The 23648-nt window shown below is 71.9% G+C and carries 24 protein-coding genes and 1 tRNA gene; 14 read left to right on the forward strand and 11 right to left on the reverse strand.

Annotated elements, in window-relative coordinates; translation table 11 throughout:
• The first annotated feature begins 12 nt into the window (after positions 1-12).
• From QM779_RS04575 to cmk, 3 genes are read left to right on the forward strand one after another with little or no spacing between them, the layout of a single operon-like run.
• A complete protein-coding gene (locus QM779_RS04575) occupies positions 13-204 on the forward strand; it encodes a ubiquitin-like protein Pup (RefSeq protein ID WP_428532263.1) in 192 nt (63 codons plus the stop codon).
• A complete protein-coding gene (locus QM779_RS04580; RefSeq protein ID WP_428532266.1) occupies positions 201-1280 on the forward strand; it encodes a prephenate dehydrogenase in 1080 nt (359 codons plus the stop codon). Before QM779_RS04575 ends, QM779_RS04580 begins: the two co-directional genes overlap by 4 nt.
• A 13-nt stretch (positions 1281-1293) precedes the next feature.
• Complete coding sequence (gene cmk / locus QM779_RS04585) at positions 1294-1962, forward strand: (d)CMP kinase (RefSeq protein ID WP_428532269.1); 669 nt, start codon at positions 1294-1296, stop codon at positions 1960-1962.
• Positions 1963-2084: 122 nt separating this feature from the next.
• Here the strand turns inward: cmk and QM779_RS04590 are convergent, their stop codons facing one another.
• On the reverse strand, positions 2085-3299 hold the full coding sequence (locus QM779_RS04590) for a glycosyltransferase family 87 protein (protein WP_428532272.1): 1215 nt from the start codon (positions 3297-3299) through the stop codon (positions 2085-2087).
• A 110-nt stretch (positions 3300-3409) separates the two neighbouring features.
• Between QM779_RS04590 and der the strand changes: the two genes are divergently transcribed.
• The gene (der, locus tag QM779_RS04595; protein ID WP_428532275.1) at positions 3410-4750 is read left to right on the forward strand and encodes a ribosome biogenesis GTPase Der; all 1341 of its coding nucleotides are present in this window, start codon (positions 3410-3412) and stop codon (positions 4748-4750) included.
• Between the two features lie 448 nt (positions 4751-5198).
• Here der and QM779_RS04600 read toward each other — a convergent pair whose 3' ends face one another.
• Positions 5199-6392 carry a glycerophosphoryl diester phosphodiesterase membrane domain-containing protein gene (locus QM779_RS04600; protein WP_428532278.1) on the reverse strand — a complete coding sequence of 398 codons (1194 nt, stop codon included), beginning with the start codon at positions 6390-6392 and terminating at the stop codon, positions 5199-5201.
• Positions 6393-6517: 125 nt separating this feature from the next.
• Between QM779_RS04600 and QM779_RS04605 the strand changes: the two genes are divergently transcribed.
• On the forward strand, positions 6518-8641 hold the full coding sequence (locus tag QM779_RS04605; RefSeq protein WP_428532281.1) for a malate synthase G: 2124 nt from the start codon (positions 6518-6520) through the stop codon (positions 8639-8641).
• Positions 8642-8891: 250 nt separating this feature from the next.
• Positions 8892-8965: transfer RNA gene (locus QM779_RS04610), tRNA-Pro, on the forward strand.
• 113 nt (positions 8966-9078) lie between these two features.
• Here QM779_RS04610 and QM779_RS04615 read toward each other — a convergent pair.
• From QM779_RS04615 to QM779_RS04635, 5 genes are read right to left on the reverse strand one after another with little or no spacing between them, the layout of a single operon-like run.
• Positions 9079-9357: a DUF7218 family protein gene (locus tag QM779_RS04615; protein ID WP_428532284.1), complete on the reverse strand. Its 279-nt coding sequence runs from the start codon at positions 9355-9357 to the stop codon at positions 9079-9081.
• Positions 9358-9416: 59 nt separating this feature from the next.
• Complete coding sequence (locus QM779_RS04620) at positions 9417-10178, reverse strand: ABC transporter permease (RefSeq protein ID WP_428532287.1); 762 nt, start codon at positions 10176-10178, stop codon at positions 9417-9419.
• Positions 10175-10975 (reverse strand): ABC transporter ATP-binding protein, encoded by an 801-nt coding sequence (locus tag QM779_RS04625; RefSeq protein WP_428532290.1) that lies wholly within the window; start codon positions 10973-10975, stop codon positions 10175-10177. Before QM779_RS04625 ends, QM779_RS04620 begins: the two co-directional genes overlap by 4 nt.
• Complete coding sequence (locus QM779_RS04630) at positions 10972-11337, reverse strand: DUF1048 domain-containing protein (protein WP_428532293.1); 366 nt, start codon at positions 11335-11337, stop codon at positions 10972-10974. Before QM779_RS04630 ends, QM779_RS04625 begins: the two co-directional genes overlap by 4 nt.
• 1 nt (position 11338) lies before the next feature.
• A complete protein-coding gene (locus QM779_RS04635) occupies positions 11339-11668 on the reverse strand; it encodes a PadR family transcriptional regulator (protein WP_428532296.1) in 330 nt (109 codons plus the stop codon).
• Between the two features lie 127 nt (positions 11669-11795).
• Here QM779_RS04635 and QM779_RS04640 point away from each other — a divergent pair, with 127 nt between their 5' ends.
• Entirely contained in the window at positions 11796-12137 is a 342-nt protein-coding gene (locus tag QM779_RS04640) for an ArsR/SmtB family transcription factor (RefSeq protein WP_428532299.1), read from the forward strand.
• The gene (locus QM779_RS04645) at positions 12122-12814 is read left to right on the forward strand and encodes a cation diffusion facilitator family transporter (protein ID WP_428532302.1); all 693 of its coding nucleotides are present in this window, start codon (positions 12122-12124) and stop codon (positions 12812-12814) included. Before QM779_RS04640 ends, QM779_RS04645 begins: the two co-directional genes overlap by 16 nt.
• A gap of 13 nt (positions 12815-12827) precedes the next feature.
• Here QM779_RS04645 and QM779_RS04650 read toward each other — a convergent pair whose 3' ends face one another.
• Together QM779_RS04650 and QM779_RS04655 are read right to left on the reverse strand one after the other, a co-directional pair.
• Positions 12828-13310, reverse strand: coding sequence for a pyridoxamine 5'-phosphate oxidase family protein (locus QM779_RS04650; RefSeq protein ID WP_428532305.1), 483 nt, complete (start codon positions 13308-13310; stop codon positions 12828-12830).
• A 43-nt stretch (positions 13311-13353) separates the two neighbouring features.
• Positions 13354-13986, reverse strand: a complete 633-nt coding sequence (locus QM779_RS04655; RefSeq protein ID WP_428532308.1) for a LysR family substrate-binding domain-containing protein — start codon at positions 13984-13986, stop codon at positions 13354-13356.
• Between the two features lie 39 nt (positions 13987-14025).
• On the opposite strand from QM779_RS04655, the gene QM779_RS04660 reads away from it, so the two are divergent.
• Entirely contained in the window at positions 14026-14379 is a 354-nt protein-coding gene (locus QM779_RS04660) for a DUF5997 family protein (protein WP_428532311.1), read from the forward strand.
• Between the two features lie 107 nt (positions 14380-14486).
• Positions 14487-15308 carry a phosphodiesterase gene (locus tag QM779_RS04665; protein WP_428532314.1) on the forward strand — a complete coding sequence of 274 codons (822 nt, stop codon included), beginning with the start codon at positions 14487-14489 and terminating at the stop codon, positions 15306-15308.
• Here QM779_RS04665 and QM779_RS04670 read toward each other — a convergent pair.
• Together QM779_RS04670 and QM779_RS04675 are read right to left on the reverse strand one after the other, a co-directional pair.
• A complete protein-coding gene (locus tag QM779_RS04670; protein WP_428532317.1) occupies positions 15305-16006 on the reverse strand; it encodes a Crp/Fnr family transcriptional regulator in 702 nt (233 codons plus the stop codon). The genes QM779_RS04665 and QM779_RS04670 overlap by 4 nt on opposite strands.
• 244 nt (positions 16007-16250) lie before the next feature.
• Positions 16251-19835: an adenylate/guanylate cyclase domain-containing protein gene (locus QM779_RS04675; RefSeq protein ID WP_428532320.1), complete on the reverse strand. Its 3585-nt coding sequence runs from the start codon at positions 19833-19835 to the stop codon at positions 16251-16253.
• A 185-nt stretch (positions 19836-20020) separates the two neighbouring features.
• Between QM779_RS04675 and QM779_RS04680 the strand changes: the two genes are divergently transcribed.
• The 4 genes from QM779_RS04680 (at position 20021) to QM779_RS04695 (ending at position 23525) form a co-directional block, all read left to right on the forward strand.
• Positions 20021-20347, forward strand: a complete 327-nt coding sequence (locus QM779_RS04680; RefSeq protein ID WP_428532323.1) for a hypothetical protein — start codon at positions 20021-20023, stop codon at positions 20345-20347.
• 105 nt (positions 20348-20452) lie between these two features.
• Complete coding sequence (locus QM779_RS04685; protein WP_428532326.1) at positions 20453-22174, forward strand: MFS transporter; 1722 nt, start codon at positions 20453-20455, stop codon at positions 22172-22174.
• Positions 22171-22692 (forward strand): GAF domain-containing protein, encoded by a 522-nt coding sequence (locus QM779_RS04690; RefSeq protein WP_428532329.1) that lies wholly within the window; start codon positions 22171-22173, stop codon positions 22690-22692. Before QM779_RS04685 ends, QM779_RS04690 begins: the two co-directional genes overlap by 4 nt.
• Positions 22689-23525 carry a S8 family serine peptidase gene (locus tag QM779_RS04695; RefSeq protein WP_428532332.1) on the forward strand — a complete coding sequence of 279 codons (837 nt, stop codon included), beginning with the start codon at positions 22689-22691 and terminating at the stop codon, positions 23523-23525. Before QM779_RS04690 ends, QM779_RS04695 begins: the two co-directional genes overlap by 4 nt.
• Positions 23526-23648: the final 123 nt, after the last annotated feature.

Consider the following 23648-nt stretch of genomic DNA (forward strand, 5'->3'; position numbering starts at 1 on the left):
TCAGGAGGACCCGTGGCCGAGCGGCTCCCGCGCGAACGGCTCCGTCGTCAGCCGGCGGCCCCGCGCGTCGACGAGGTGGTGGAAGCCACCACGGCTGCTCCCACGTCGGTCGACTACGACGCGATCCTCGACCAGATCGATGCGGTCCTCGAGTCGGACGCGGAGGAGTACGTCCGCTCCTTCGTGCAGAAGGGCGGACAGTGAGCGATCGCGAGCTCTCCCCGGCCCTGGTGATCGGCACGGGTCTGGTCGGCGCGTCCGTGGCCCACGCGTTGACGCGCGCCGGGATCAGCGTCCACCTCCAGGACAAGGTCTCCAGCCACGCGCGCGTGGCCGCGTCGCGGGGCGCCGGGACGACCGCGGCACCCGATCCGGAGCAGGTCCGGCTCGTCGTGGTCGCCGTCCCGCCGGCCGCCCTGCCCAAGGTCATCGCGAAGGCGCTGACCACCTACCCTCACGCCACCGTCACCGACGTGGGCTCGGTGAAGGGGACGGTGCTGGCCGCGCTGCGGCGGACCGACCTGGACCTGTCCCGGTACGTGGGTTCGCACCCGATGGCCGGGTCGCAGCGCGTCGGCCCGCTGACGGCGAGCGCGGACCTGTTCATCGACCGCACCTGGGTGGTCACACCGCACGACACGTCCGCCGCGCACGCCGTCCTCGACGTGCAGGAGGTGGCGCGGATCTGCGGCGCGCGCCGGGTGACGATGGGGGCCGCGCACCACGACGAGGCGGTCGCCCAGGTCTCGCACCTGCCGCACCTGGTCTCCGTCCTGATGGCAGGGACACTCACCCGGATCCCTCCGGAGCACCTCCAACTCGCCGGCCAGGGTGTGCGGGACGTGACCCGGATCGCGGGGTCGGACCCGGAGTTGTGGCAGCAGATCATCGGCGCGAACGCGGTCGCGGTCCGGCACGAGCTGGAGGGGATCCGCGAGGACCTCGACGTGATGCTCGCCGCCCTCGCCGAGGGTGACGTGTCCGCCGCCCTCGACCGCGGCAGGGAGGGGACGCGGGCGCTGCCCGGCAAGCACGGCCTGAACGCGACCAGCTACGCGCACGTCGTCGTGGAGATCCCGGACGAGCCGGGCGCCCTCGCGCGGCTGTTCCGGGACATCGAAGCGGCCGGGGTGAACATCGAGGACCTGTCGATCGACCACGACGTGGCGCGGGAGGTCGGCTGGCTGTCCGTACAGGTGGCGCCGGAGTTGGCGTCCGACCTGGCCGGGGCGATGGGCGCGGCGGGCTGGACGGTCCGCGACCACGATCCGCAACTGTGAGAAGGAGGCACCCGTGTCGGCTGACCGACTGGTGATCGCGATCGACGGGCCGAGCGGCTCGGGGAAGTCGTCGGCGGCGAAGGGCGTCGCGAGGGCGCTGGGGCTGGCGTACCTCGACACCGGCGCGATGTACCGCGCGGTGACGTGGGCGATGCAGGACGCCGGCGTCGACCCGTCCGACCGGGACGCGGTGATCGCGGCCACGCAGCGGGCGGAACTCGAGATCAGCCTCGACCCGGACACCGCCTGGGTGCGGGTGAACGGCCACGACGTGACGGACGCGATCCGCGAGCCGGGGATCTCCGCGACCGTGAGTGTGGTGGCGACGCTGCCTGAGTGCAGGGCGGACCTGGTCGATCGGCAGCGGGCGATCATCGACGCGGCGCCGGCGGGGATCGTGGCGGAGGGCCGCGACATCACGACGGTGGTGGCGCCGGACGCGGACGTCCGGCTGCTCCTGACCGCCGACCCCGAGATCCGGATGGCGCGCCGCAAGGCCGAGCTCGGCGAGAAGGTGGACGCCGCCCAGCTCGCCGACCAGGTGCTGCGCCGCGACGCCGACGATTCCACCCTGGTGAACTTCACCACCGCCGCCGACGGCGTCACCCACCTCGACGGCACGTACCTCACGCTGGAAGGCACGATCCAGGCGATCCTCGCGCTGGTGGACGCCGCCCGCTAACGGCGAACGGTCCCTGAGGAGACGCGAGGAACGAGCGGCGTCACGAAGGGCCCCTGAGGAGCCGCGAGGAACGAGCGGTCACCGTCAAACGGTCCCTGAGGAGCCGCGAGGAACGAGCGGCGTCACGAAGGGCCGCCGCCACCCACCTCAACGGTCGCAGCCCGGCGCGGCGTCCACACCCGCCGAACGGCGATCCACACCAGCGCCGCGAGCGCGATCGGGGCGAGCTGCACGTGCGTGGCCGCGGCGATCGCGGTGCCCAGAGCGGGCAGCAGCCACGCGAGCACCAGCACCTCGCGATCGCCCTTCCGCCAGCCGTTCGCGAGGCCGTACAGCGCCATCCAGGCGATCGGGAAGGCCAGCCAGACCAGGTCGTAGTCGAACGCGTACGGGTTGACCAGGAAGGTCCCCGCCATCAGGACGGTGCCGCGCAGGGCCAGGTCGTCCGTCCTTCTCCAGACCAGCCACACCGCTACCGCGGCGGCGAGGGCGACGGCCGCATGGCCGACATAGGCCCCTGCGACAGGAGTGCCGAGGAGCCGCAGCGCCGCGAATGTCGAGGGCATCTTCGACCAGGGCAGGTAGCCCTGCTCGATGGCGACGCGGGCGATCTGGAGGGTGCCCAGCCAGGCGTTCAGGGTGTCCCTGCCGAACGCGACGACGCTCGCGCCGAGCGCGACGACCGCGGTTGCCACGGCGACCAGCATCGTCCGCCAGGCCCGGGCGGCCAGCAATGCGACCGCGAAGAGCACGGCCAGGTGCGGCTTGATGATCAGCAGCCCGAGCAGGACGCCCGAGAGCATCGGACGCCGCGGCAGGAGCAGGAGCGAGCCGCCGGCGAGCGCGGCGGTCAGCAGCCCGTTCTGGCCGTGGGCCACGCACACCCACAGCCCGGGGAAGCTGGCGATCAGCCAGCCGGCGCCCGGCCGGGCGATAGCGCGCCGCAGGGCCGCCAGCCAGCCGGCGAAGCTGGCGCCCACGAACGCGACCAGGGCGGGGACGTAGGGGAGCAACGCGAGCGGGGCGACCACCAGCAGGAAGGTCGGCGGGTAGAACCAGGCGAACGGCCCGCCGTCGTAGGTGGGGAAGACGGTCCGCTGGGCGTCGGCGAGCAGCTGGTAGTCGAAGACGTCCGCAGCGCGTCCGGCGAGAGCGAGCTTCGAGGCCGCGTAGAAGGTGACGAAGTCGGTGCCCAGCGGAGCGCCGCGGAAGTCCAGCCCGTCCCGAACGGTCGCGAGGTAGACGATCGCGGCCAGTCCCGACATGACGACGAGGATCCGCGGGTACACGCGCAGGCGCTCCTCGTCGAGCCAGTGGTGCCCGGGGGTGTTGGTCACGCGGTCGCCCTCCTTCGTGCGCCCCAGCAGTCTGGCACCTCGGCGCGGCTGCGGAGGCGCGACGGGCGTGCGGTAGCCTGATCAGTCGCACGCAGATCTGAGGGAGCCCCATGTCCGAGACCACCTGGACCGAGCCGGCCAAGCCGGTCGTGGCCGTCGTCGGCCGTCCGAACGTGGGCAAGTCCATGCTCGTGAACCGCATCATCGGCCGCCGCGAGGCCGTCGTGCAGGACCTTCCCGGCGTCACGCGCGACCGGGTGAGCTACGACGCCGACTGGAACGGACGCGAGTTCGTGATCGTCGACACGGGCGGCTGGGCGCCGGACGCGAAGGGCATGGCCGCGCAGATCGCCGAGCAGGCCGAGCTCGCGATCGCCGCTGCCGACGTGGTGCTGTTCGTGGTGGACGCGGGCGTCGGCACGCAGGACGTGGACGAGGCCGTGGTCGAGGTGCTGCGGCGCAGCCGCAAGCCGGTCGTGCTGGCGGCGAACAAGGTCGACGACCTGCGCCAGGAGGCGGACGCGGCGACGATGTGGAACCTGGGGCTGGGGGAGCCGCACCCGGTCTCCGCCATGCACGGACGCGGCACCGGCGACCTGCTGGACGCGCTGCTCGAGGTGATGCCGGAGGCGCCGCGCGCGGGCGAGGAGGAGCTCGGCGGCCCGCGCAGGGTGGCGATCGTGGGGCGTCCGAACGTGGGCAAGTCCTCGCTGCTGAACCGGGTGGCGAACTCGCGTCGGGCCGTCGTGGACAACGTGGCCGGCACGACCGTCGACCCGGTGGACGAGCTCGTCGAGGTCGGCGGGGTGGTCTACCGGTTCATCGACACCGCGGGCCTGCGCCGCCGGGTGAAGGAGGCGTCGGGGCACGAGTACTACGCGTCCCTGCGCACCCAGGGGGCGATCGAACGCGCGGAGGTCTGCGTGGTCGTGATCGACGCGGCCGAGACGATCAGCGACCAGGACCTGCGGATCCTGACGATGGTCGAGGAGGCCGGCAAGGCGCTGGTGATCGCGTACAACAAGTGGGACCTGACCGACGAGGAGCGGCGGCACTACCTCAACCGCGAGATCGAGCAGGACATCCGCGCGTTCGCGTGGGCGCCGAGCGTGAACATCTCCGCGCTGACCGGACGCAACGTCGATCGCCTGTCGAAGGCCATCGAGGAGGCGCTGGAGGGCTGGGAGACGCGGGTGTCGACCGGCAAGCTGAACGCGTTCCTGGGCCGGCTGGCCGCCGCGCACCCGCACCCGGTGCGGGGCGGGAAGCAGCCGAGGATCCTGTTCGGGACGCAGGCGCACGCGTGCCCGCCGACGTTCGCGCTGTTCACGTCCGGCCAGTTCGACCCGCAGTACGTGCGCTTCGTCGAACGCCGCCTCCGCGAGGACTTCGGCTTCCGCGGCTCCCCCGTCCACGTCGAGGTCCGGGCCCGCGAGAAGCGCAAGAAGTAGGCCGGGCGTCGGCCGCCCGTCCACCACAAGGTGGACGCATCGTCGCGAGTACGCCGCACAACCGTCCACTTTGTCGTGGACGCTGCGGCCGACGAGGCGTCGTTGGCGCGGAAGTAGAACCGTCCCCGATGTCGCGCCATGCCCCTGTCATCCCGGGCTTGACCCGGGATCTTTGACGCGCTCAGCCGCAAGGTGGACGCATCGTCGCGAGTACACCGCAGAACGGTCCACTTTGATGCACCGGTCGGCCTCGTCCATCACAAGGTGGACGGATTGTCGTGAGTTCGCCGCAGAACCGTCCACCCTGTCGTGGAGGGCCCGACCGCCGCGGCGGACTGACCTTCCTGTCATCCCGGGCTTGACCCGGGATCTCGCCACAGACCCACCGCCGCCGGACCGCTCGCCCAACCCCTGTCATCCCGGGCTTGACCCGGGATCTGTGACGCGCTCAGCCCTGCGGCGGCGTCCGGCCCTGGTTATCCTGCGACGGCCACTGCCCCTGCTGCGGGGCCTGCGGGTTGGTCCCCGTCCACCCCTGCTTCTGTCCCGTCCAGCCCTGCTGCTGCCCTGGCTGCCCCGGGTACGGCGGCTGCTGCGGATAGCCCTGCGGACTCGGGTACTGCCCCGGCACCCCGTAGGTACCGCCGGGCTGCCCGTAGTACTGGCCGGGAGGCGCGTAGTAGCCCTGGGGAGCCCCGTAGGTGACCGGCGGAAGCTCAGACCGCCGCACCTGGTCGACGAACATGTAGGTCAGGTAGGTCTGCTGGAAGGGAAGGCCGACGAGCTGGACCGCCATCTGCAGCGCGAACACGAGCAGGAGAACGGGGACCATCGCCGCGAGGGCGGCCAGGGCTCGTCGACCGTCGGTCTGGCCGGACAGCGAGGAGAGCGGCAGGAGCGCAACCTGGGTCACGGCGCTCACGGCGTAGGACGCTGCCGAGACCGCGAGGGACGCGACGAAGTTGTAGCCGAAGGTCCGCCAGAAGGATCCGGTGGTGAGGGACCAGGACCGCTTCAGACCGTCGATGCCCCCGACGTGCTCGAGGGCGACGGCGGGGACGGTGTACAGCAGCTTCGTGCTGAGAAAGATGGCGAGCGGGAAGAGCGCGAGGAACAGCAGGACGATGAGGACGAAGACGAACCCACTCGCGGAGCCGCTGCCGCTCTCGGACCCCATCCTGGTCGCGGCAACGACCATCAGGCCGATCACCACGTAGAAGGCGATCACCGCGCCGACGGCGATGGCGATCACGGACGCCATGGCGGGCAGGAAGCCCTTGGTGCGGGTCCAGAGCCCGCCGACGGTGGGGCGCTGGCCCTGCGCGATCTCGTAGGCGGCGAGGGACAGCATTCCGTAGCTCTTCAGCTGCACGAGAACGGCCACGAACATCCCGATGACCAGGACGGCGATCCCCACGCCGAGGCCAACCCCGAGCGCTCGCGGGCCGCCGGTGCTCGCGGCGAGGATGCCGGGCAGCATCAGCAGGGTCGCCGAGGCCACGACGACGATGATCACGATGGACGGCAGGAGTGCGAGCAGCACAAAGAGCCCGAAGCGGGCCTTCAGGGCGCGGAAGGACGACTGGAACAGTCCTCCGATGTCGAGCGGGCTGGGCGGAAGCATGGGCGTGGGGTTCAGCACGGCTCGAGCCTACTGGGAGAGTGTTCGCCGAGCCGACGATATTGGCCTGACCAATTGCTCGCGAAGCCGCCCGCGACGACCTGACGCGGGGGACAATGGCGCGAGCGTGAGCGGAAGGAACACCAATGACGGTGCGGATTGCCGGCCTCGAGGTCGACGAGGCGCTGGCGGCGTTCGTCGCCGACGAACTCCTGCCGGGGCTGAACATCGACGCGGGGGCGTGGTGGACGCGTCTGGGTGAGCTGCAGGAGCGGTTCGCGGGGCGGATCCGCGTCCTGCTCGAGCGAAGGGACGACCTGCAGGCCGAGCTCGACGAGTGGTACGCCGCGCACAGCGCGGCCACGCCGGAGGACACGGAGGCGTTCCTGGAGCGGATCGGCTACCTGGTCCGCGTCCCAGACGTGCAGGTGGACGTGCACGGCGTCGACGACGAGATCGCCCGCATCGCGGGCCCGCAGCTAGTGGTGCCTGCGACGGTGCCGAGGTACGCGCTCAACGCGGCGAACGCGCGGTGGGGGTCGCTGTTCGACGCGCTGTACGGGACGGACGTGCTGCCGCTCGACCATGAGCTGGCCGCGGGCTACGACGAGGCTCGTGGCGCGCAGGTGATCGAGGCGGCGGACGGGCTGCTGGACGAGCTGTTCCCGCTGGCCGGGGCGAGCCACGCCGAGGTCAGCGAGTACGCGGTTGTCGGGGGCGAACTGGTCGCGCGGACGCCGGGCGGCAGCGTCCGCCTGGCCGATCCCGCGCAGTTCGCAGGGCAGGCGGAGGGCGCTGTCCTGCTGGTGCGCCATGGCCTGCACGCGGAGCTGCGGATCGATCGGGAGCATCCGGTGGGGCGGACGCATCACGCCGGAGTGGCGGACGTGCTGCTGGAGGCGGCGGTGACGACGATCGTCGACCTGGAGGACTCGGTCTCGACGGTGGACGGGGAGGACAAGGCTTCGGCGTACCGGACGTGGCTGGGGCTGATGACGGGGGAGTTGAGCGCGGAGTTCGAGAAGGGCGGACGCACGGTGGTGCGCTCGGCGCACGGGGACCGGAGGTACGCGGCGCCGGACGGGTCGAAGCTGGTGCTGCCGGGGAGGTCGTTGCTGCTGGCGCGGACGGTGGGGCACCACATGTTCTGCGACGCGGTGCGGGGGAGGGATGGGGAGCCGGTGGCGGAGGGCGTCCTGGATGCGCTGGTGGTGGCGACGGCGGCGCTGTACGACCTGCGGGGGCTGGGGCGGTTCCGGAACTCGCGGGCGGGGAGCGTGTACGTGGTGAAGCCGAAGCAGCACGGGCCGGAGGAGGTGGCGCTGACGGTGGAGCTGTTCGGGGCGGTGGAGGAGGCGCTGGGGCTGCCGGAGCGGACGATCAAGATCGGGATTATGGACGAGGAGAAGCGGACGTCGCTGAACCTCGAGGCGTGTGTGGCGGCGGCGTCCGACCGGGTGATCTTCATCAACACGGGGTTCCTGGACCGGACCGGCGACGAGATCCACAGCGACTTCCGGGCGGGGGCGCTGGTGCGCAAGAACGACATGAAGTCGACGGTGTGGCTGAACGCGTACGAGGACCGCAACGTGGAGGTGGCGCTGGCGGCGGGGTTCCGGGGGCAGGCGCAGGTGGGCAAGGGGATGTGGGCGAAGCCGGCGGCGATGGCGGACCTGCTGGAGCAGAAGGTGGCGCACCCGCTGGCGGGGGCGAACTGTGCGTGGGTGCCGTCGCCGACGGCGGCGACGCTGCACGCGATCCACTACCTGAGGGTGGACGTGGCGCAGCGGCAGGCGGCGCTGGCGGGGAGGCGGACGGACCGGAGGCTGCTGCTGGAGGTGCCGCTGCTGGAGCGGGAGCTGAGCGCGGAGGAGGTCGACCACGAGCTGCGGACGAACGCGCAGTCGATCCTGGGCTACGTGGTGCGCTGGGTGGGGATGGGGGTCGGGTGCTCGACGGTGCCGGATCTCGAGGGCGTGGGCCTGATGGAGGACAGGGCGACGCTGCGGATCTCGAGCCAGCTGATCGCGAACTGGCTGCACCACGGCCTGGTGGACGAGGACCGGGTCCGCCGGACGTTCGCCGAGATGGCAGCCCTGGTGGATGCGCAGAACGCGGGGGAGCCCGGCTACTCGCCGATGTGCACCGACCTGGCGGCCAGCGAGTCGTTCCAGGCAGCGCTGGAACTGGTCTTCACCGGCCGCGACGAACCCAACGGCTACACAGAACGCGCGCTCACAAAGTGGCGCCGCCAGGCGAAAGCGCGCTGAGAGGAACGTACGAAGCGAGCGGGCCCCGTGGCATGTCCCTGAAGAGCCTCGTGAGCGCCGCTGCCAGGTGCGACGACACGGTCCCTGAGGAGGTTCGTGAGCGCAGCGAGCGAACCGTCACGAAGGGCCGCCGCCACCGGATGAAGCCGTGAAGCCGCATCGAACTCCCCGTGGCGCAGCCACCCTCAGATTCATAGTAGAGTGACCAGCCGGACCGGAGAGCACAGCTCCCCGGTTCACAACTGAAGAGCGGGCTGTAGCGCAGCTTGGTAGCGCACTTGACTGGGGGTCAAGGGGTCGCAGGTTCAAATCCTGTCAGCCCGACGGGTACATAGGCGGAGTTGCACGCCTCTCAGTCGGCCATGGCCGAGCTACGCGGGCTGGTTCTCTCGTGTGTCGATGCCCGGGTGCTGCCGGGATCGTGATCCGGACGACCCTCAGTGGTTGCGCAGCGCGTCCACCAGTTCAGCCTTGGACATGCCGGAGCGGCCCTTGATGCCGAGTTCCGGTGCGCGAGTCAGAAGCTCGGCTTTCGTGCGGTCGGGGTAGTCCTCTGCGGAGCCGCCTTTGCGTCCCACCTCTTCCCGGGATGTGGCTGCGGCCGCGTTGGCGATCCGGGCCGCCTTCTCCTTGCTGGCGCCCTCCTCGCGCAGCGCCTCGTACAGCTCGGGGTCCTTCACCGACGGACCGGGAGTCGGCTTCCTGCTCTGCGGCATCGTTCCTCCACCTCCTGCCCTCCCGTACCCGCCACCGCCCGCACCGACGCAGGGCCGGCTCAGGCTGTCCGTCGCGCGTAGATCACCAGCGCGACGACCCACGCCACGGCCAGGAGCCCGACGCACCACGCCACCGCCACCCAGAGGTCGGCGCCCACCGGACGCTGGGCGAGCAGGTCCCTGATGCTGTTCACGATGGACGTCACCGGCTGGTGCTCGGCGAACCACGCCACCGGCCCCGGCATCGTCGCGGTGGGGACGAACGCCGAGCTCACGAACGGCAGGAAGATCAGCGGGTACGCGAACGCGCTCGCCCCGTCCACCGTCTTCGCGGTGAGGCCGGGGATCACCGCCAGCCACGTCAGCGCCAGTGTGAACAACACCAACAGTCCCGTCACCGCCAGCCACGCCAGCACCCCCGCGCCGGAGCGGAAGCCCATCAGCAGCGCCACCAGTACCACGACCACGACGGACGCGAGGTTCGCCACCAGCGACGTGACCACGTGCGCCCACAGCACCGACGACCGCGCGATCGGCATCGACCCGAACCGGTCGAAGATCCCGCTTTTCAGGTCCCCGAACAGCCGGTACGCCGTGTACGAGACCCCGGACGCGATCGTCATCAGCAGGATCCCCGGCAGCACGTAGTCGACGTACGACCCCGTCCCCGTCTCGATCGCCCCGCCCAGGACGTAGACGAACAGCAGCATGATCCCGATCGGCGTGATCGCCGTGGTGAGGATCGTGTCCAGGCTGCGGGTGATGTGCTTCAGCGACCGTCCGGTGAGGACGGCGGTATCGGTCAGTGCGTTCGCGGTCATGTCTGCGGCTCCGTCATGGTCGATGGGGTGCCGGACGCGTCCCTGCCGACGATCGCGAGGAAGACCTCCTCCAGGCTCGGCTGCTTCTCGACGTACTCCACCGTCGCCGGCGGCAGCAGCGTCCTCAGCTCGGCCAGCGTCCCCTCCACCACGATCCGGCCCTCGTGCAGGATCGCGATCCGGTCGGCCAACTGTTCGGCATCCTCCAGGTACTGCGTGGTGAGCAGGACGGTCGTGCCCTGCCCTGCGAGCTCCCGGACCAGCTTCCAGACCTCGATCCTCGCCTCCGGGTCGAGCCCCGTGGTCGGCTCGTCCAGCAGCACCACGGGCGGGTCCCCGAGCAGGCTCATCGCGATGTCGAGGCGCCGACGCATCCCGCCCGAGTACGTCGACACCGGACGCGTCCCCGCCTCGGCCAGGCCGAAGCGATCCAGCATCGCCCCGGCCAGCCGGCCGGGATCGGGCAGGTGCCGCAGCCGGGCCACCAGTTCGAGGTTCTCCCTTCCGGTCAGCACCTCGTCCACGGCGGCGAACTGGCCGGTCAGGCTGAGCGACCCACGGACGCGCACAGGGTCCGTCCCGACATCGAAGCCCTGCACCGACGCCGTGCCGCCGTCCGGCCGCAGCAGCGTGCACAGGATCCGGACCAGCGTGGTCTTGCCCGCCCCATTTGAGCCCAACAGCGCGACGATACTGCCCGGGGCCACCTCGAGGTCCACCCCGCGCAACACCGCCAGCTCGCCGTACGACTTGGTCAGGTCACGGACGCAGACCGCCGGCGCGACAGCCGTACTCACGCCCCACCGCCGGACGCCTCGTCGATCGCCCGGACCAGCCGGGCCCGCTCCTTGTTGATCCAGCGCGCGTCGTCGTAGTTGGCCAGGAACGTCTCGGCGAACTCCACCGGGTCGGCCCCGACGACGTCGCGGATCGGTGTGCCGTCCGCGGCAGCCTGCTCGAACAGCGTGATGAAGTCGTCCAGCATCCGCACCAGCACCTCGCCGTCGCTGACGCCCCCGAAGTACATGAAGTACCGGTCGAACGCCTCCGCGGCCGCATGGTACGGCGCCGGCAACGCCCTGCTCCGCGCCTTGTACTCGCGGTACTCCTTCTTCTGGTCCAACGGTCCGGTGACCAGCTCGATCCACTTCGCTGCCATCTCAGTCCTCCTGTCGGTGGAGCCGTTCCAGTCGTTCTGCGAGGAAGCTCCACGTCCTCCAGAACTCGTCCAGGTAGTCGCGTCCGCCCGCGTTGAGGGAGTAGACCTTGCGCGGCGGGCCCTTCTCGGACGGCACCTTCTCCACGTCCACGAAATCCCGCTGCTCGAACCGCACCAGGAGTGCGTACACCGTGCCCTCGGCGATGTCGGTGAAGCCCTGCTCCCGCAGCCGGGCCGTGATCTCGTACCCGTAGGCCGGCCGCCCGGCGAGGATCGCCAGGACGATGCCCTCCAGCGTCCCCTTCAGCATCTCGGTCATCTGCCGGCCCATGTGCCCTGCTCCCGCTACTAGGTGCTACTGACTACCGGTACATAGTAGCGCTGAGTACCGCCCTGTCAAGCGCTCAGCGTTGCGGAAAGGTACACGTCGATACAGCAATCGCTGTATTGTCTCGACCGTGACGACGACCGTGATGCTGGGCCACGTCGAAGGCCTGAGCCGCCTCGGCTATGCGCTGTCCGACCCCGGCAGAGTGCAGATCCTGCTCGCACTGCGGGAGGCGCCGGCGGTCCCGTCGGACCTCGCGGACGCCTTGGGGGTGTCCCGGCAGGTGATGTCCAACCAGCTGTCCTGCCTGCGCGGGTGCGGCCTGGTCGAAGCCGTGAAGGACGGACGCCACGCCTGGTACCGGCTGGCCGACCCGCATCTGGCGCCGGCGCTGGACGAACTGCTCCGCGTCGTACTCGTGGTCGACCCCGACTGCTGTTCCGGTGAGGAGTGCACATGCAGCCGCTCGTGATCTCGCCGCTCGGGCCGACGCCTGCCCGCCGCGCGGTGCTGCGGCGTCGCGTCCGGCTGATCGTCGGGGCAACCATTGGCTACAACGTGATCGAGGCCGTCGTCGCCCTGGCAGCCGGCCGGATCGCGTCTTCGACCGCACTGGTGGCCTTCGGCCTCGACTCGGTGGTTGAGGTGCTTTCCGCGGCGGCGGTCGCCTGGCAGTTCGCGGTCCCCGACCACGAGAAGCGTGAGCGGACCGCGCTGCGGCTGATCGCCGTGTCGTTCTTCGGGCTGGCCGCCTTCGTCGGCATGGACGCGGTGCGCAGCCTCGTGCTGCGGGAGGCTGCTGAGCACTCGCTGCCCGGCATCATCCTCGCCGCGGTGAGCCTGCTGGTGATGCCACTGCTGTCGTGGGCCGAGCGCCGCACCGGACACGAGCTGGGCTCCGGCTCCGCGGTCGCCGACTCCCACCAGACCCTGCTGTGCACCTACCTGTCGGCGGTGCTGCTGGTCGGGCTGGTGGTGAACAGCCTGTTCGGCTGGTGGTGGGCCGATCCGCTGGCAGCGCTGGTGATCGCCGGCGTTGCGATCAAGGAAGGCTGGGACGCCTGGCACGGCGACGCCTGCTGCGCGCCGTCGGCGACCGCGTCCGCCCCGGAGCCTGACAGCCGCTGCGACAAGGACTGCTGCGCGTGAGGCGCTTGGCCGGCTACGAGAGTTCGAGGGTCTCGTTCGTCCCGAGGTCGGGCCGGTCGCCCTTCACCGCGGCGATGGCGACCCCGAGCGCCGCCGACACGATCCCCGGGGTCTTCCAGTACTGGGCGCCCGTGGCCTGCACGACGAGGAGGCCGACCTTCGGGTCGGTCGGCTCGCACTGCAGCCAGGCCTCCGCCGGGGCGTTCCAGAGGTCCCGCTGGCGCTGCGGGTCCCGGACCACCGATCCGGTGCCCTGGATCGACACGTGGTTCTTTCCGCTCAGGGTGACCAGCACGCGCTGATCGGCGTCCAGTTGCGCGTGCTTGGGGGCGTCGAACTCGGTGAAGAACCACAGCCGCCCCTCCGCGTCGAGGTCCTCCAGCGACATCGGACGCGCCTCGAGCTGCTCGTGGTCACCGACGGTGGCCAACATCACCACCGCGCCCGGCTTCACGAGGTCCTGGAGGGTGGCCAGATCGTTGCGTTCATCACTCATGGCACCCCAGTGCCCGCGGGCGCGGGGACGTAAACCGGACCGCTCAGGCGCGTCGGCCCTTGCGGCGCCGGGGACGCTCGGGCGCCCGGGTCGTCCCGGACGGCTTCCTTGCGCTGCGCTCCTGTTCGGTGCGGGAGCTGTTCGCCGTCCGACCGCGGACCACGCCGATGAACTCGTCCGTGAGCGGGTGCGGGTCCTCGGCCCGCCACGCCAGCCCGATCCGCGTGGACGGAGCATCGATCACCGGGCGGTAGGTGAGGTCGCGGCGGCTGTGGCTGCGTGCCACCGACATCGGCACCCGCAGCACCGCCACCTCGAGCGCGACCTGGTTCACGCTCTCCGCGTCCACGTGGGTCAGGACGTTCTCGTGGGCGAGGTCGGCGAGCGTGACCTCGTCCACCGCCGCGATCGGGTGCTCCTTCGACACCCAGACGACCGGCACCTCCTCGTAGAGCGGGATCAGGTGCAGCGCGTCGGTGTCGATGGGTGGACGGACGAAGCACAGGTCGACCTCGCCCGCGTCCAGCGCCCTGCGCTGGTCGGCCTCCTCGACCTCGACGACGTCCAGCGGGACGCTGCGGAACCGCTCGCGCCACGTCGTCGTCCACTTGGTCATGGTCACCCCGGGCACATGGCCGACCCGGAGTCGGACGGGCGGGGCGGGGGGAGTCGTCACCAGCGCAGGCTACCGCGCGTCCGCCGATAGGCTGAACGGGTGAGCCAGACCATGAAGCCCGTGACCGCGGCGGCCAAGCTCGGCATCTACCTGCCGGCCGCGCCGGAGGATTTCCGCACGACGCCCATCACCCGGGCAGAGTTGGACGCCCTCCGCGCGGCCCCGCCGCAGTGGCTCGTCGACCTGCACCGCAACGGCCCCTTCCCGCGCGACGTCGTCGCGGCCAAGCTCGGCGTCTCCCGCTCCGGACTCGCCCGCGCCGGCGTCACCGAGGCCCTCGACGCCGACCAGATCGGCGAACTGATCGCCGACCCGCCCGAATGGCTTGTCCGCGAGCGTGAGATCCACCGCGACGTCCTGGCAGAGAAGGAACGCCTGCGCCACCGGCCCTGACCGGGGGATCGAGGGGACGGTTCTTTCGTGCCCGGCACGAAAGAACCGTCCCCTCGTGCCGTCGGACGGCTCTCGCCGCGGACGGGTGCGGCCGCTAGCGTACGGTCATGGCAGCGGGGCAGTACCCGGCTTCGGAGCAGGTGATCGTCCACCTGAGCGACCTCCACCTGACTGGCGACGGACGCGCCCTCACCGGCGGACTGGAGGCGGACGCGCTCCTCGTCGAGGCCCTCCGGGCCCTCACCGCGAGCGCGGTGACCCCCTCGGCGATCGTCGTCACCGGCGACGTCACCGACGACGGCCACCCGGACGCCTACGCGCGGGCCAGGGCACTGCTCGACCCCGTCGCGGAGGAGTTCGGCGCCACCCTGGTCTGGGTCGTCGGGAACCACGACCGCAGGGCGGCGTTCCGGGCCGGGCTGCTCGGGCTGGCGGCGGACGACCGGCCGGCCGACACCGTCCACGACCTCGCCGGCCTGCGCCTGGTCGTCCTCGACACGACCGTGCCGGGCCACCACCACGGCGAGCTCACCGACGACCAGCTCGACCGGCTCGCCGCCACCCTCGCCGAGCCCGCGCCACGCGGCACCGTCCTCGCCCTGCACCACCCTCCGCTGCCGGTCGTGATCGCCCCCTCCGACGACATCGAGCTCCGCGGGCAGGACCGCCTCGCCTCGGTCCTCGCCGGCACCGACGTCCGCGCGATCCTCGCCGGCCACCTCCACTACGCGACCGCCAGCACCTTCGCCGGCATTCCCGTCTCGGTCGCGGCCGCCTGCTGCTACACGATCGACCCGCTCGCCCCGGGAGGCCACGTTCGCGGCCGGGACGGGGGACAGGCGCTCAACCTCGTCCACGTCTACGCCGACCGGATCGTGCACACCGCGGTCCCCGTCGGCCCGTTCCGGACGCTCTACGACCTCGGCTAGCGCGTCGCCCCCGGCCGGCGCCTCGGGTCGGTGAGCGCCGCCACCCTCGGCACCTCGATCCGCCCTCGGCGCAGGCTCACCCTGCCATCGTCGACCAGCCCCTGCAACGCCCGGTTCGCCGTCGGACGGGTCGTCCCCGCCAGCGAGGCGAGGTCCTCCTGCGTCAGCGGGATCGTCGCGGCGCCGTCGACCGCGAAGCTCTCGGCGAGCCGGCCCAGCTGCTTGAGCACCCGTTCCTCCGCGGTCAGCGTGTGCGCGTCCAGGAGCTGCTCGGACAGCCGGCGCACCTGGGACGCCAGCATCTCGGTCACCACGATCGTCACCTGCGGGTGGCGCCGCTGCAACTCGTTGAAGGCGGCCCTGCGCAGCTCCCACGTCTCCACCGCGCCGATGGCCACCGCCGCAGCGGTCCGCCTTGAGTCGGGATCGAGGAGCGCCTGCTCCCCGAAGAACTGCCCGGGGGTGAGGATCGTGAGCGTCAGGGTGGTCCCGGCAGGGTTCACGACCTGGATCGCGACGTGGCCCTTCTCGATCAGGTGCACCGAGTCGCCCAGGTCGCCCTGGTGGAACAGGTGCTCGCCGCCGCGGTAACGCCGCCGGATCGCGCTGGCCATCACCGAGCGCCGATCAGGCGGGTCGAGGTTGCGCAGGATCTCCCACTCCATGACGACCCCCGGATCCGGACCGACGAACACCACCTGGGACGAGTATGGCCGACCGCAGCCGCCACGGCACCGGGCAATCCTGTGAAACGTCCGACACACAACACGGGTGTCACCCGACACTGACGTCTGCCGACGGGCGCGGCAGGATCACTGTCATTGGACGAACGGCCGGTGGACGCAGCACGGACGGTGCACGGACTCCCGACCTGTCGATCGAGGGGGGTAACCACGCGGGCGGGGCCGAGGGGGAGGCCCGCTCGCGTGGTGTTTTCCGTGCTCAGCCCGTCCGGCTCGGCTCCGGGGACACTGCCTCGGCGCGCGCAGCCAGGGGTGCGCAGCGCAGGCCGAGGGCGATGGACGCGGCCTCCTCGACCAGCGCACGAACACCTCCGGCGTCACCGTGCCCGCGCAGGTACTCCGCGTGGTCCAGCAGTCCGTGGGCGAGGTGGTACGGCGGACTCAGCCTTCGCATCTGCTCGATCGCGGACGCGAACGCCTGCGCGGCCTCCTCACCGCGGGCCGCGGCCAGCCGAGCCGTGATCAGCGCCGCCTCGGCCACCTGGAGCGGGGCCACGGCCGCCTTCGGCTGCCGCGCGTACAGCCCCAGCACCTCCGCCTCCCTGTCGAACCGCCCGAGGTTGTGGAAGAGCCGCGCTGCCGCCGGCCAGACCAGGCGTCCGTCGTCCCCACCGAATGCCACGCCCTCGCCCAGCACATCCATGCACACCTCGGCCTGGCGGGCCGCCTCGTCCGGGTCGTTCCCGGCCAGTGCGATCTGCATCCGCGCCGCGGCCAGGGCCGACCGGTCCTGGGGGTCCTCGCTGGTCACGAAACCTTCGCTGAGCGGGGCGAGTTCGGCTTCCGCGGCGACCGGGTCGCCACGCAGCGCACACACCTGCGCCCGGGCGACCTGGACGTACGGGTCCCGGGAAACGAGCTCCAGCAGGGGATGGTGCAGGGCCTCCAGCGCCGGGTCCCAGTCGTCCAGCTGGAGGTGCGCGTAGGCGAGGTTGGCGAGCGAGGTGCCGATCAGGTAGGTGCCCCCGGTCTCCGCGGCGAGCGCCAGTGCCCGTTCGCTGGCGTCCACGCTGGCCCGAGGGTCGTGGACGAGCAGTGAGTTGCCGAGGTTGAGGTACACCTGCGCGAGCGCCGACGACGGTCCGGCCGTCGCGTAGTAGCCGAGCGCACCGTAGAGGTAGACCTCGCTGAGCCGTCGCTGCCCGATCCCGTCGTAGTAGATCCCGCAGGTGACCAGCAGGTCCGCGAAGCGCAGGTCGCCCACCCCGAGCCTGTTCGCCAGGTCCACCGCCTCCTCGAGCAGCGGGGACGCGGCGACCGTGCCCGCGAAGGTCTCCAGGGACCCGAGCGCCTCGAGCGCGTCGAGGGTGTCCAGGTCGGGCTCGTTCCGCAGCACGGTCAGCGCCTCGGTGAGCAGGTCCCGGGCCTCGGTGTGGCGCCCCGTCCTGCGCACCGACCGGCCCTGTCGCGCCGTCGCGGTCGCGGCCAGCCGGGTCTCGCCGATGCCTGCGGCCAGGTCACGGGCTCGCTGGGTGATCTCGATCACGACGCTCTGGTCGACAGCGATGCTGCCCGCTGTTCCCGCCCTGATCAGGAGCCTCGCCGCCTGTGCGGGGTCCGCCCCGGACACGATGTCCGCCGCCGCCACGTAGGACTCGACGGCGCGCGCCGGGGCCCCCGTCCGCTCGGACCGGTCCGCGGCGCGCAGCAGCGTCGCGACCAGCGCCTCGCGGATCGCAGGGACGTCCGGGTCCTGCGGAGCCGCCTCCAGCGCGTCCTGGTAGTGACGGGCGATCGCGTCCACAACCTCCTCGCCGTCATTCGGGAAGGACGCCCGCAGGTGCCCGGCGACCGTGAGATGCCTGGTCTTGCGGTCACGCCGCGACAGCGTGTCGTAGGCGACCTGGCGCAGCATCTCCTGGGCGAAGCCGTAGTTGCCGCGCTGCGGCGACAACGGGTCCGCGCTGACCTGCAGCACCTCGCGCCGGACCAGCTCGGCCAGGACGCGCGACGCCTCCGACTCGGAAAGGCCGGACACCGCGACCACCGCCTCGGCAGGGAAGGTCGTGCCGAGGACCGACGCGTCGCCCACGACCTTGCGCGCCACCGGGTCGAGCGCGTCCAGCCGGGCAGCGAGCAGGGCCCGCAGGCTGTCCGGGACGCTCAGCTCGCCGATCGCGGCCGCGCCGCCGACCAGGTGGTAGGCGCCGTCGGGTCCCGCCTGGATCACCCCGCGGTCGATCAGGGACCTGATCGACTCCAACGCGTACAGCGGGACGCCCTCCGCCCGCTCGGTGATCCGTTCCCGCGCCGCCGCGGGCATCCCCGGCACCAGCGCGTCGACGATGGCGTCCATGGACGTGGGGTCAAGGGCGTCCAGCGCGATCGTGACCCGGTTCCTGCCCGTGCCGAAGCCCGGACGCTTCTCGTCGAGCTCGGGACGGGCGAACGCCAGGACGAAGATCGGCAGGTCCCTCGACCAGTCGACGAGGTGGTCGAGGAAGTCCAGCAGGTCGGGGGACGCGTTGTGCAGGTCCTCGATGAGGATCGCGACCCGGTCCGTGCTCGCCAGGCGCTCGAAGAACCGGCGCCAGCCGGCGAACAGGTCCTCCCTGGCCATCGCTCCGCCACTGTCCCCGGGGTACGAGATGCCGAGCAGGCGGCCCAGCCGGGGCCCGATGAAATCCCGTTCGGCCTGGTCGGGAACCCAGCGGGCGAGGCCGTCGAGGAAGCGGGCCTCCGCCACGTCCGGGGCGTCGTCCTCCCCGATCTGGAGCCGACGACGGACGACCTCGGCGAGCGCCCAGTAGACCATCCCCTTGCCGTACGAAAGGCAGCGGCCGCGGTGCCAGAAGGTACCGGCGACAAGGCCGTCGGCATACTTCTCGAACTCCCAGCCCAGGCGCGACTTCCCGACCCCGGCCGGGCCGGTCACGAGGACGAGCCGGGAGTGCCGCCGCTCGTCGGAGGCGTGGAACATCTCCCGGATCGTCCGCAGCTCGGCGTTCCGTCCGGTGAGCGGGGCCTCCAGGCCGTCGACGCGCTGCGAGCCGCCGCTCGCCGACACCACCTGATCGGCCCGCCACAAGTGCTCATGCTCGGACTTGCCCTTGAGCAGGTACTGCCCGTGGTCGGTGTAGTCGATGGCGTTCTCGGTGAGCCGCTGCGTCGTACCGTCCACCAGGACCGACCCCGGCTCGGCCACACTCTGGATGCGGGCGGCCGTGTTCACCGCGTCCCCCGCCACCATGCCCTGGTTGGTGGCGCCGATCGTCACGGCCACGTCCCCGGTCAGGACGCCCGCACGCGCGGCCAGGCCTTCGATGCCGGCCTCCGCGCCCAGTTCCCGCACCCCGTCCAACAGGTCGAGGGCCGCCCGCACCGCGCGCTCCGCGTCGAACTCTGTGGCCACGGGGGAGCCCCACACCGCCATCACCGCGTCGCCGATGAACTTCTCGACCACGCCGCCGTAGCGTCCGACCACCGTCCGGGCGAGGTCGAAGTAGTGGCTCAGGAGTTCGCGAACCTCCTCCGGATCGCGGCCCTCCGACAACGTCGTGAACCCGACCATGTCGACGAAGAGGACGGAGCACAGGCGGCGCTCCGACACCGACTCGGCCACCCCCACCGCGCCGACCGGGGCTTCTGTCGTCGTCGGCGGCGACCCGGGCGCGGTCCCGGCCGTGGCCAGCGGCGTCCCGCAGTCTGCACAGAACCTCTGCCCGGCGGAGACGCTCGCCCCACATTCCGGGCAGGAAAGGATGAGGGGCGCGCCGCACTCCGCGCAGAACCGCTTGCCCGCGGGGCTCTCGACCCCGCAACTGCCGCACTGCGTGACCGCCATGGCGTTCCCCCTGGAAGGCGTCGAATCGAGTATGACGGACGCCGATGCCGTACGGATATGGGCGTACTTGTGTAGTCGGCGCTACGCACGCAGGGTTCGTTGGGCCACAGACGCCCCTCGTCGGCGGGCAGATGATCGTGTCATCAGCAGGTCGCCCCGGCGGCCACCACACCAAGGAGCCACAGATGACCAGCAACAACTCCTCCGCCGACCGGACCTCCTTCATCGACGAGCAGGGCAACGATGCCGACCTGATCCGCCGCGCCGTCCCGGACGCCGACACCGAGGGCCACGTCCGCACGTACCCCGGGATCGTCGACGATCCCGCACCGCTCCGCCTCCCGCGCGTGGACGACACGGAGACGAACCTGCGCCGCACCATCGACAGCGACGACGACACCGACGGCCACCTGCGCCGCACCCTCGTCGCCGACGACACCGAGACGAGCCTGCGCCGCGCCATCGTCGACGACGACGACACCGAGGGCCACCTGCGCCGCACGGTCGAGTGACGGTGGGCGGCCCCGCCGCCTACCCATGACGATCACGCAGACGGAGGGCGGGACCTACCCGCCCTCCCTCGTGTCGGTGCAGGATGTCGTCCACCAGGAGGGGCCGTGACCACAGCAGCCGCAGCCGACGAGGCGCCCAGCGGCGTCCTCGCGTCCTTCCGCTCGGTCTGGCGCCACCGCCGCTGGCGCTGGCTCGCCGGCAGCACGGTGGTCTCGCTGTTCGGCGACACCATGTACGTCGTCGCGATCACCGTGATCCTGCTGGACGGTCCGAACGGTGCGGCCTGGCTCTCCGCCGGCCTCCTGGCGCGACTGCTGCCCTACGTCGTCCTCGGCCCGATCGGTGGCGTGGTGGCCGACCGGTTCGACCGCAGGGTGGTGATGGTCGGGCTGGCGGCGCTCCGGGCGGCGCTTTTCGTCGTGCTGGCCGGGCTCGTCCTCATCGACGGCCCGAAGTGGACGCTGGTCGTCGTCCTCGCCCTGAACGGCGCGGCGGGGGCGTTCTTCTTCCCCGCCCGCGGCGCCGCGATCCCGCAACTCGTCCCCGAGAGCGACCTCGCGGCCGCCAACGCCGCAGAGAACGGGCTCTCCCGGATCTCGTGGTTCCTCGGCCCCGCCCTCGGCGCCCTGCTCCTGCTGGTCGTTCCCCCGTGGGTGGTGCTGGCGATCGAGGCCCTCACGTTCGTCGTCGAGGCGCTCATGCTGGTCCGGGTGGGCCCGCTGCCGGTCACCACCGCCGCGGACGAGTCGGGCGGCTCCGTCCTCGCCCAGACCTGGCAGGACGTGCGGCAGGGCGCGGGGATCGTGCTGGCGGACGGCGGGCTCCGTGCCCTCGTCCTGGTCAACTCCGCGGCCTGCGTGGCCTTCGGCGCCGAACAGGTCCTCTACGTCCTCCTCTCCGACCAGCGGCTCGGGCTCGGCCCGGAGGGGTACGGCTACCTGCTCACAGCGATGGGGATCGGCGGCATGATCGCCGCCCCGCTGTCGGCACGGGCGGGCACGTCCAGACACGCCGCCCGCTGGCTGCTCGGCAGCGGCGTCCTCCTCGGCCTGCCGATGGTGGTCGTCTCCCTCGTCCCGCTGCCCGCCGTGGTGTTCCCCGTCTCGGTGGTGGAGGGTGCGGCAGCGGTCGTGTTCGATGTCGTGGCGCTGACCCTGCTCCAGCGCGCGACCCCCGAGTCGGCCATGGGACGGGTCTTCAGCCTCAGCGACGCGGCGTGCACGGCCGGCCAGACGCTCGGTTCGGTCGGGGCGCCCGCGCTCGTCGCCCTGGTCGGGCTCGGGGCGAGCCTCCGGGTCTCCGGCGGCCTGATGCTGCTCGTCGTCGCGCTGGTCACGCCGGCGGTGATCGCGCTCGTCACCCGCACCGACGCCGAGCGGTCCCGGCTCCAGTCCGTCACCGCCGAGCTGGGACGCGTCCCCGAGCTGGCCGCGTTCGACCCGGTCGACCTGGAACGCCTCGCCCGGACCACGCGCGCGGTCTCCGTCCCCGCGGGAACCCCGGTGATCGTCGCCGGGGCGCAGCCCGACGACCTGTACGTGGTGCGCTCCGGAGCCCTCTCCGTGCAGCCGGCCGGCGCGGCTGAGGGTGCGGCCCCACCGCCGGATCTGGTCGCCGGTGACCTGTTCGGCGAGATCGGGCTGCTCCGCGGCGTGCCCCGGACGGCGACGGTGACGGCCCTCACCGAGACCGAACTGCTGGCCGTCGACGGGGCGGCGTTCCAGACGGTGGCCGTGCCGGGCCCGAACGCCGAACTCGTCCTCGGTGGCATGCGGACGCGGCTGCGTCGCACCCACCCCCAGCTTCTGGAAGGAGCCCAGCCATGACCGCCCTGACCGCTCTCTGCGCGCTGGTGCGCTGGAGCACCGGCGCGGCAGCGGTCTCGCTCGCGACCGTTGCCGAGGACCACCTGCTGTACGTGGCCGCCGACGGCGCCGGGGCCGAGGCCATCACCGGCACGAGGCTGCCCGCGGGGCGGGGGATCGCGGGCTTCGCTGCCGCGACCGGGCAATCGCTCACCGTGCGCGACCCCGGCAAGGACCCCCGGTTCGCCCGCGACACCGCGGAGGCCACGGGCTACGTCCCGGTCTCGCTGCAGTGCGTGCCCGTGGAGGACGCCGATGGCGAGGTGATCGGCGTGCTGTCGATCCTCGACCGCTCGGACACCCCCCTCGGGCCGGGGGTTCCGGGCGTCCCCCTGGAGCAGGTCACGACGATCGCCGCCGCACTGCTCGACGGCGGCCACACCGACGGGGCCGCGTCCCCGCTGGCCGGGCTGAGCGCGGCGGACCGGGAGCGGGCCGCCGACGTGCTGCGCCGCGTCCTCGACAGCCTGACCCGATGAGCGCAACGACCCCCGAGGACCTGCCCGCCTGGGCGGAGCCGTTCCACGGTCCCGGACCCGGCCCCGCGCCCGGCCTGCCGCTGACCGGCCCGGTCACGCGGGGGTGGGCCTACGGCGACCGCAGCGGAAGGGGCGTGCGGGTGGCCGTGATCGACTCGGGTGTGGACGCCGCACACCCGCTCGTCGGCGGGGTGGCGGAGTATGTCGCGGTGTCGCTCGACCCCGATGCCGCGGACGGCGTCCGGGTCGACGCGGGGGAGCACACCGACCTGTACGGGCACGGCACCGCGTGTGCTGCGGTGATCCGGTCGCTGGCTCCTGCCGTGGAACTGGTCAGCGTCCGCGTGCTCGGTGCGAACCTGCGCGGGTCGGCGGTGAGCTTCGCGCGTGGCCTCGAGTGGTGCATCGAGCACGGCGTCACGGTCGCGAACCTCAGCCTGTCCACCACCAACGAGCGGTGGTTCGAGGTCTTTCACGACCTCGTCGACCGCGCGTCCTACGGGCGAATGCTGATCGTGTCCGCGATGGCCAACGAGCGGAAGCGGACGATCCCCAGCGAGTTCGCCGGCGTGTTCTCCGTCGCCTGCGGGCCGGGCACCGACCGCGAACAGGTGTGGTGCAACCCGTCCGGGCCGGCCGAATGGGGGGCGTGCGGCATCGACGTCGAGGTCGCGTGGCAGGAGGGCGGCACGATCACCGCGTCCGGCAACAGCTTCGCCGCCCCCGTGGTGGCCGGCCACCTCGCCAGGATCGCCGGCGCCCACCCCGGCATCACCCCGTGGCAGGCGCGGACGGTCCTGGCCCAGCTCGCAGCCAACGCGCCCGCCCGCTGACCCCCGCCACCGGCAGGGGGATCGTTGGGGACGGTTCCTGTCGTGCCGCCCGTCGGCAGTCCGGGGAAAGCGGCACGTTAGGAACCGTCCCCAACGTGCCGCCCGTCGGCAGTCCGGGAGAAT

This window comes from Propionicimonas sp. (genome assembly GCF_049840635.1).
Taxonomy (GTDB): Bacteria; Actinomycetota; Actinomycetes; order Propionibacteriales; family Propionibacteriaceae; genus Propionicimonas.

Coding starts and splice junctions, on each gene's coding strand:
- QM779_RS04695 (WP_428532332.1), top strand. CDS start 22,689: ATGAGCGCAACGACCCCCGAGGACCTGCCCGCCTGGGCGGAGCCGTTC.
- QM779_RS04675 (WP_428532320.1), bottom strand. CDS start 19,835: ATGGCGGTCACGCAGTGCGGCAGTTGCGGGGTCGAGAGCCCCGCGGGC.
- der (WP_428532275.1), top strand. CDS start 3,410: ATGTCCGAGACCACCTGGACCGAGCCGGCCAAGCCGGTCGTGGCCGTC.
- QM779_RS04665 (WP_428532314.1), top strand. CDS start 14,487: ATGGCAGCGGGGCAGTACCCGGCTTCGGAGCAGGTGATCGTCCACCTG.
- QM779_RS04630 (WP_428532293.1), bottom strand. CDS start 11,337: ATGGCAGCGAAGTGGATCGAGCTGGTCACCGGACCGTTGGACCAGAAG.
- QM779_RS04615 (WP_428532284.1), bottom strand. CDS start 9,357: ATGCCGCAGAGCAGGAAGCCGACTCCCGGTCCGTCGGTGAAGGACCCC.
- QM779_RS04635 (WP_428532296.1), bottom strand. CDS start 11,668: ATGGGCCGGCAGATGACCGAGATGCTGAAGGGGACGCTGGAGGGCATC.
- QM779_RS04650 (WP_428532305.1), bottom strand. CDS start 13,310: ATGAGTGATGAACGCAACGATCTGGCCACCCTCCAGGACCTCGTGAAG.
- QM779_RS04680 (WP_428532323.1), top strand. CDS start 20,021: ATGACCAGCAACAACTCCTCCGCCGACCGGACCTCCTTCATCGACGAG.
- QM779_RS04620 (WP_428532287.1), bottom strand. CDS start 10,178: ATGACCGCGAACGCACTGACCGATACCGCCGTCCTCACCGGACGGTCG.
- QM779_RS04605 (WP_428532281.1), top strand. CDS start 6,518: ATGACGGTGCGGATTGCCGGCCTCGAGGTCGACGAGGCGCTGGCGGCG.
- QM779_RS04690 (WP_428532329.1), top strand. CDS start 22,171: ATGACCGCCCTGACCGCTCTCTGCGCGCTGGTGCGCTGGAGCACCGGC.
- QM779_RS04645 (WP_428532302.1), top strand. CDS start 12,122: ATGCAGCCGCTCGTGATCTCGCCGCTCGGGCCGACGCCTGCCCGCCGC.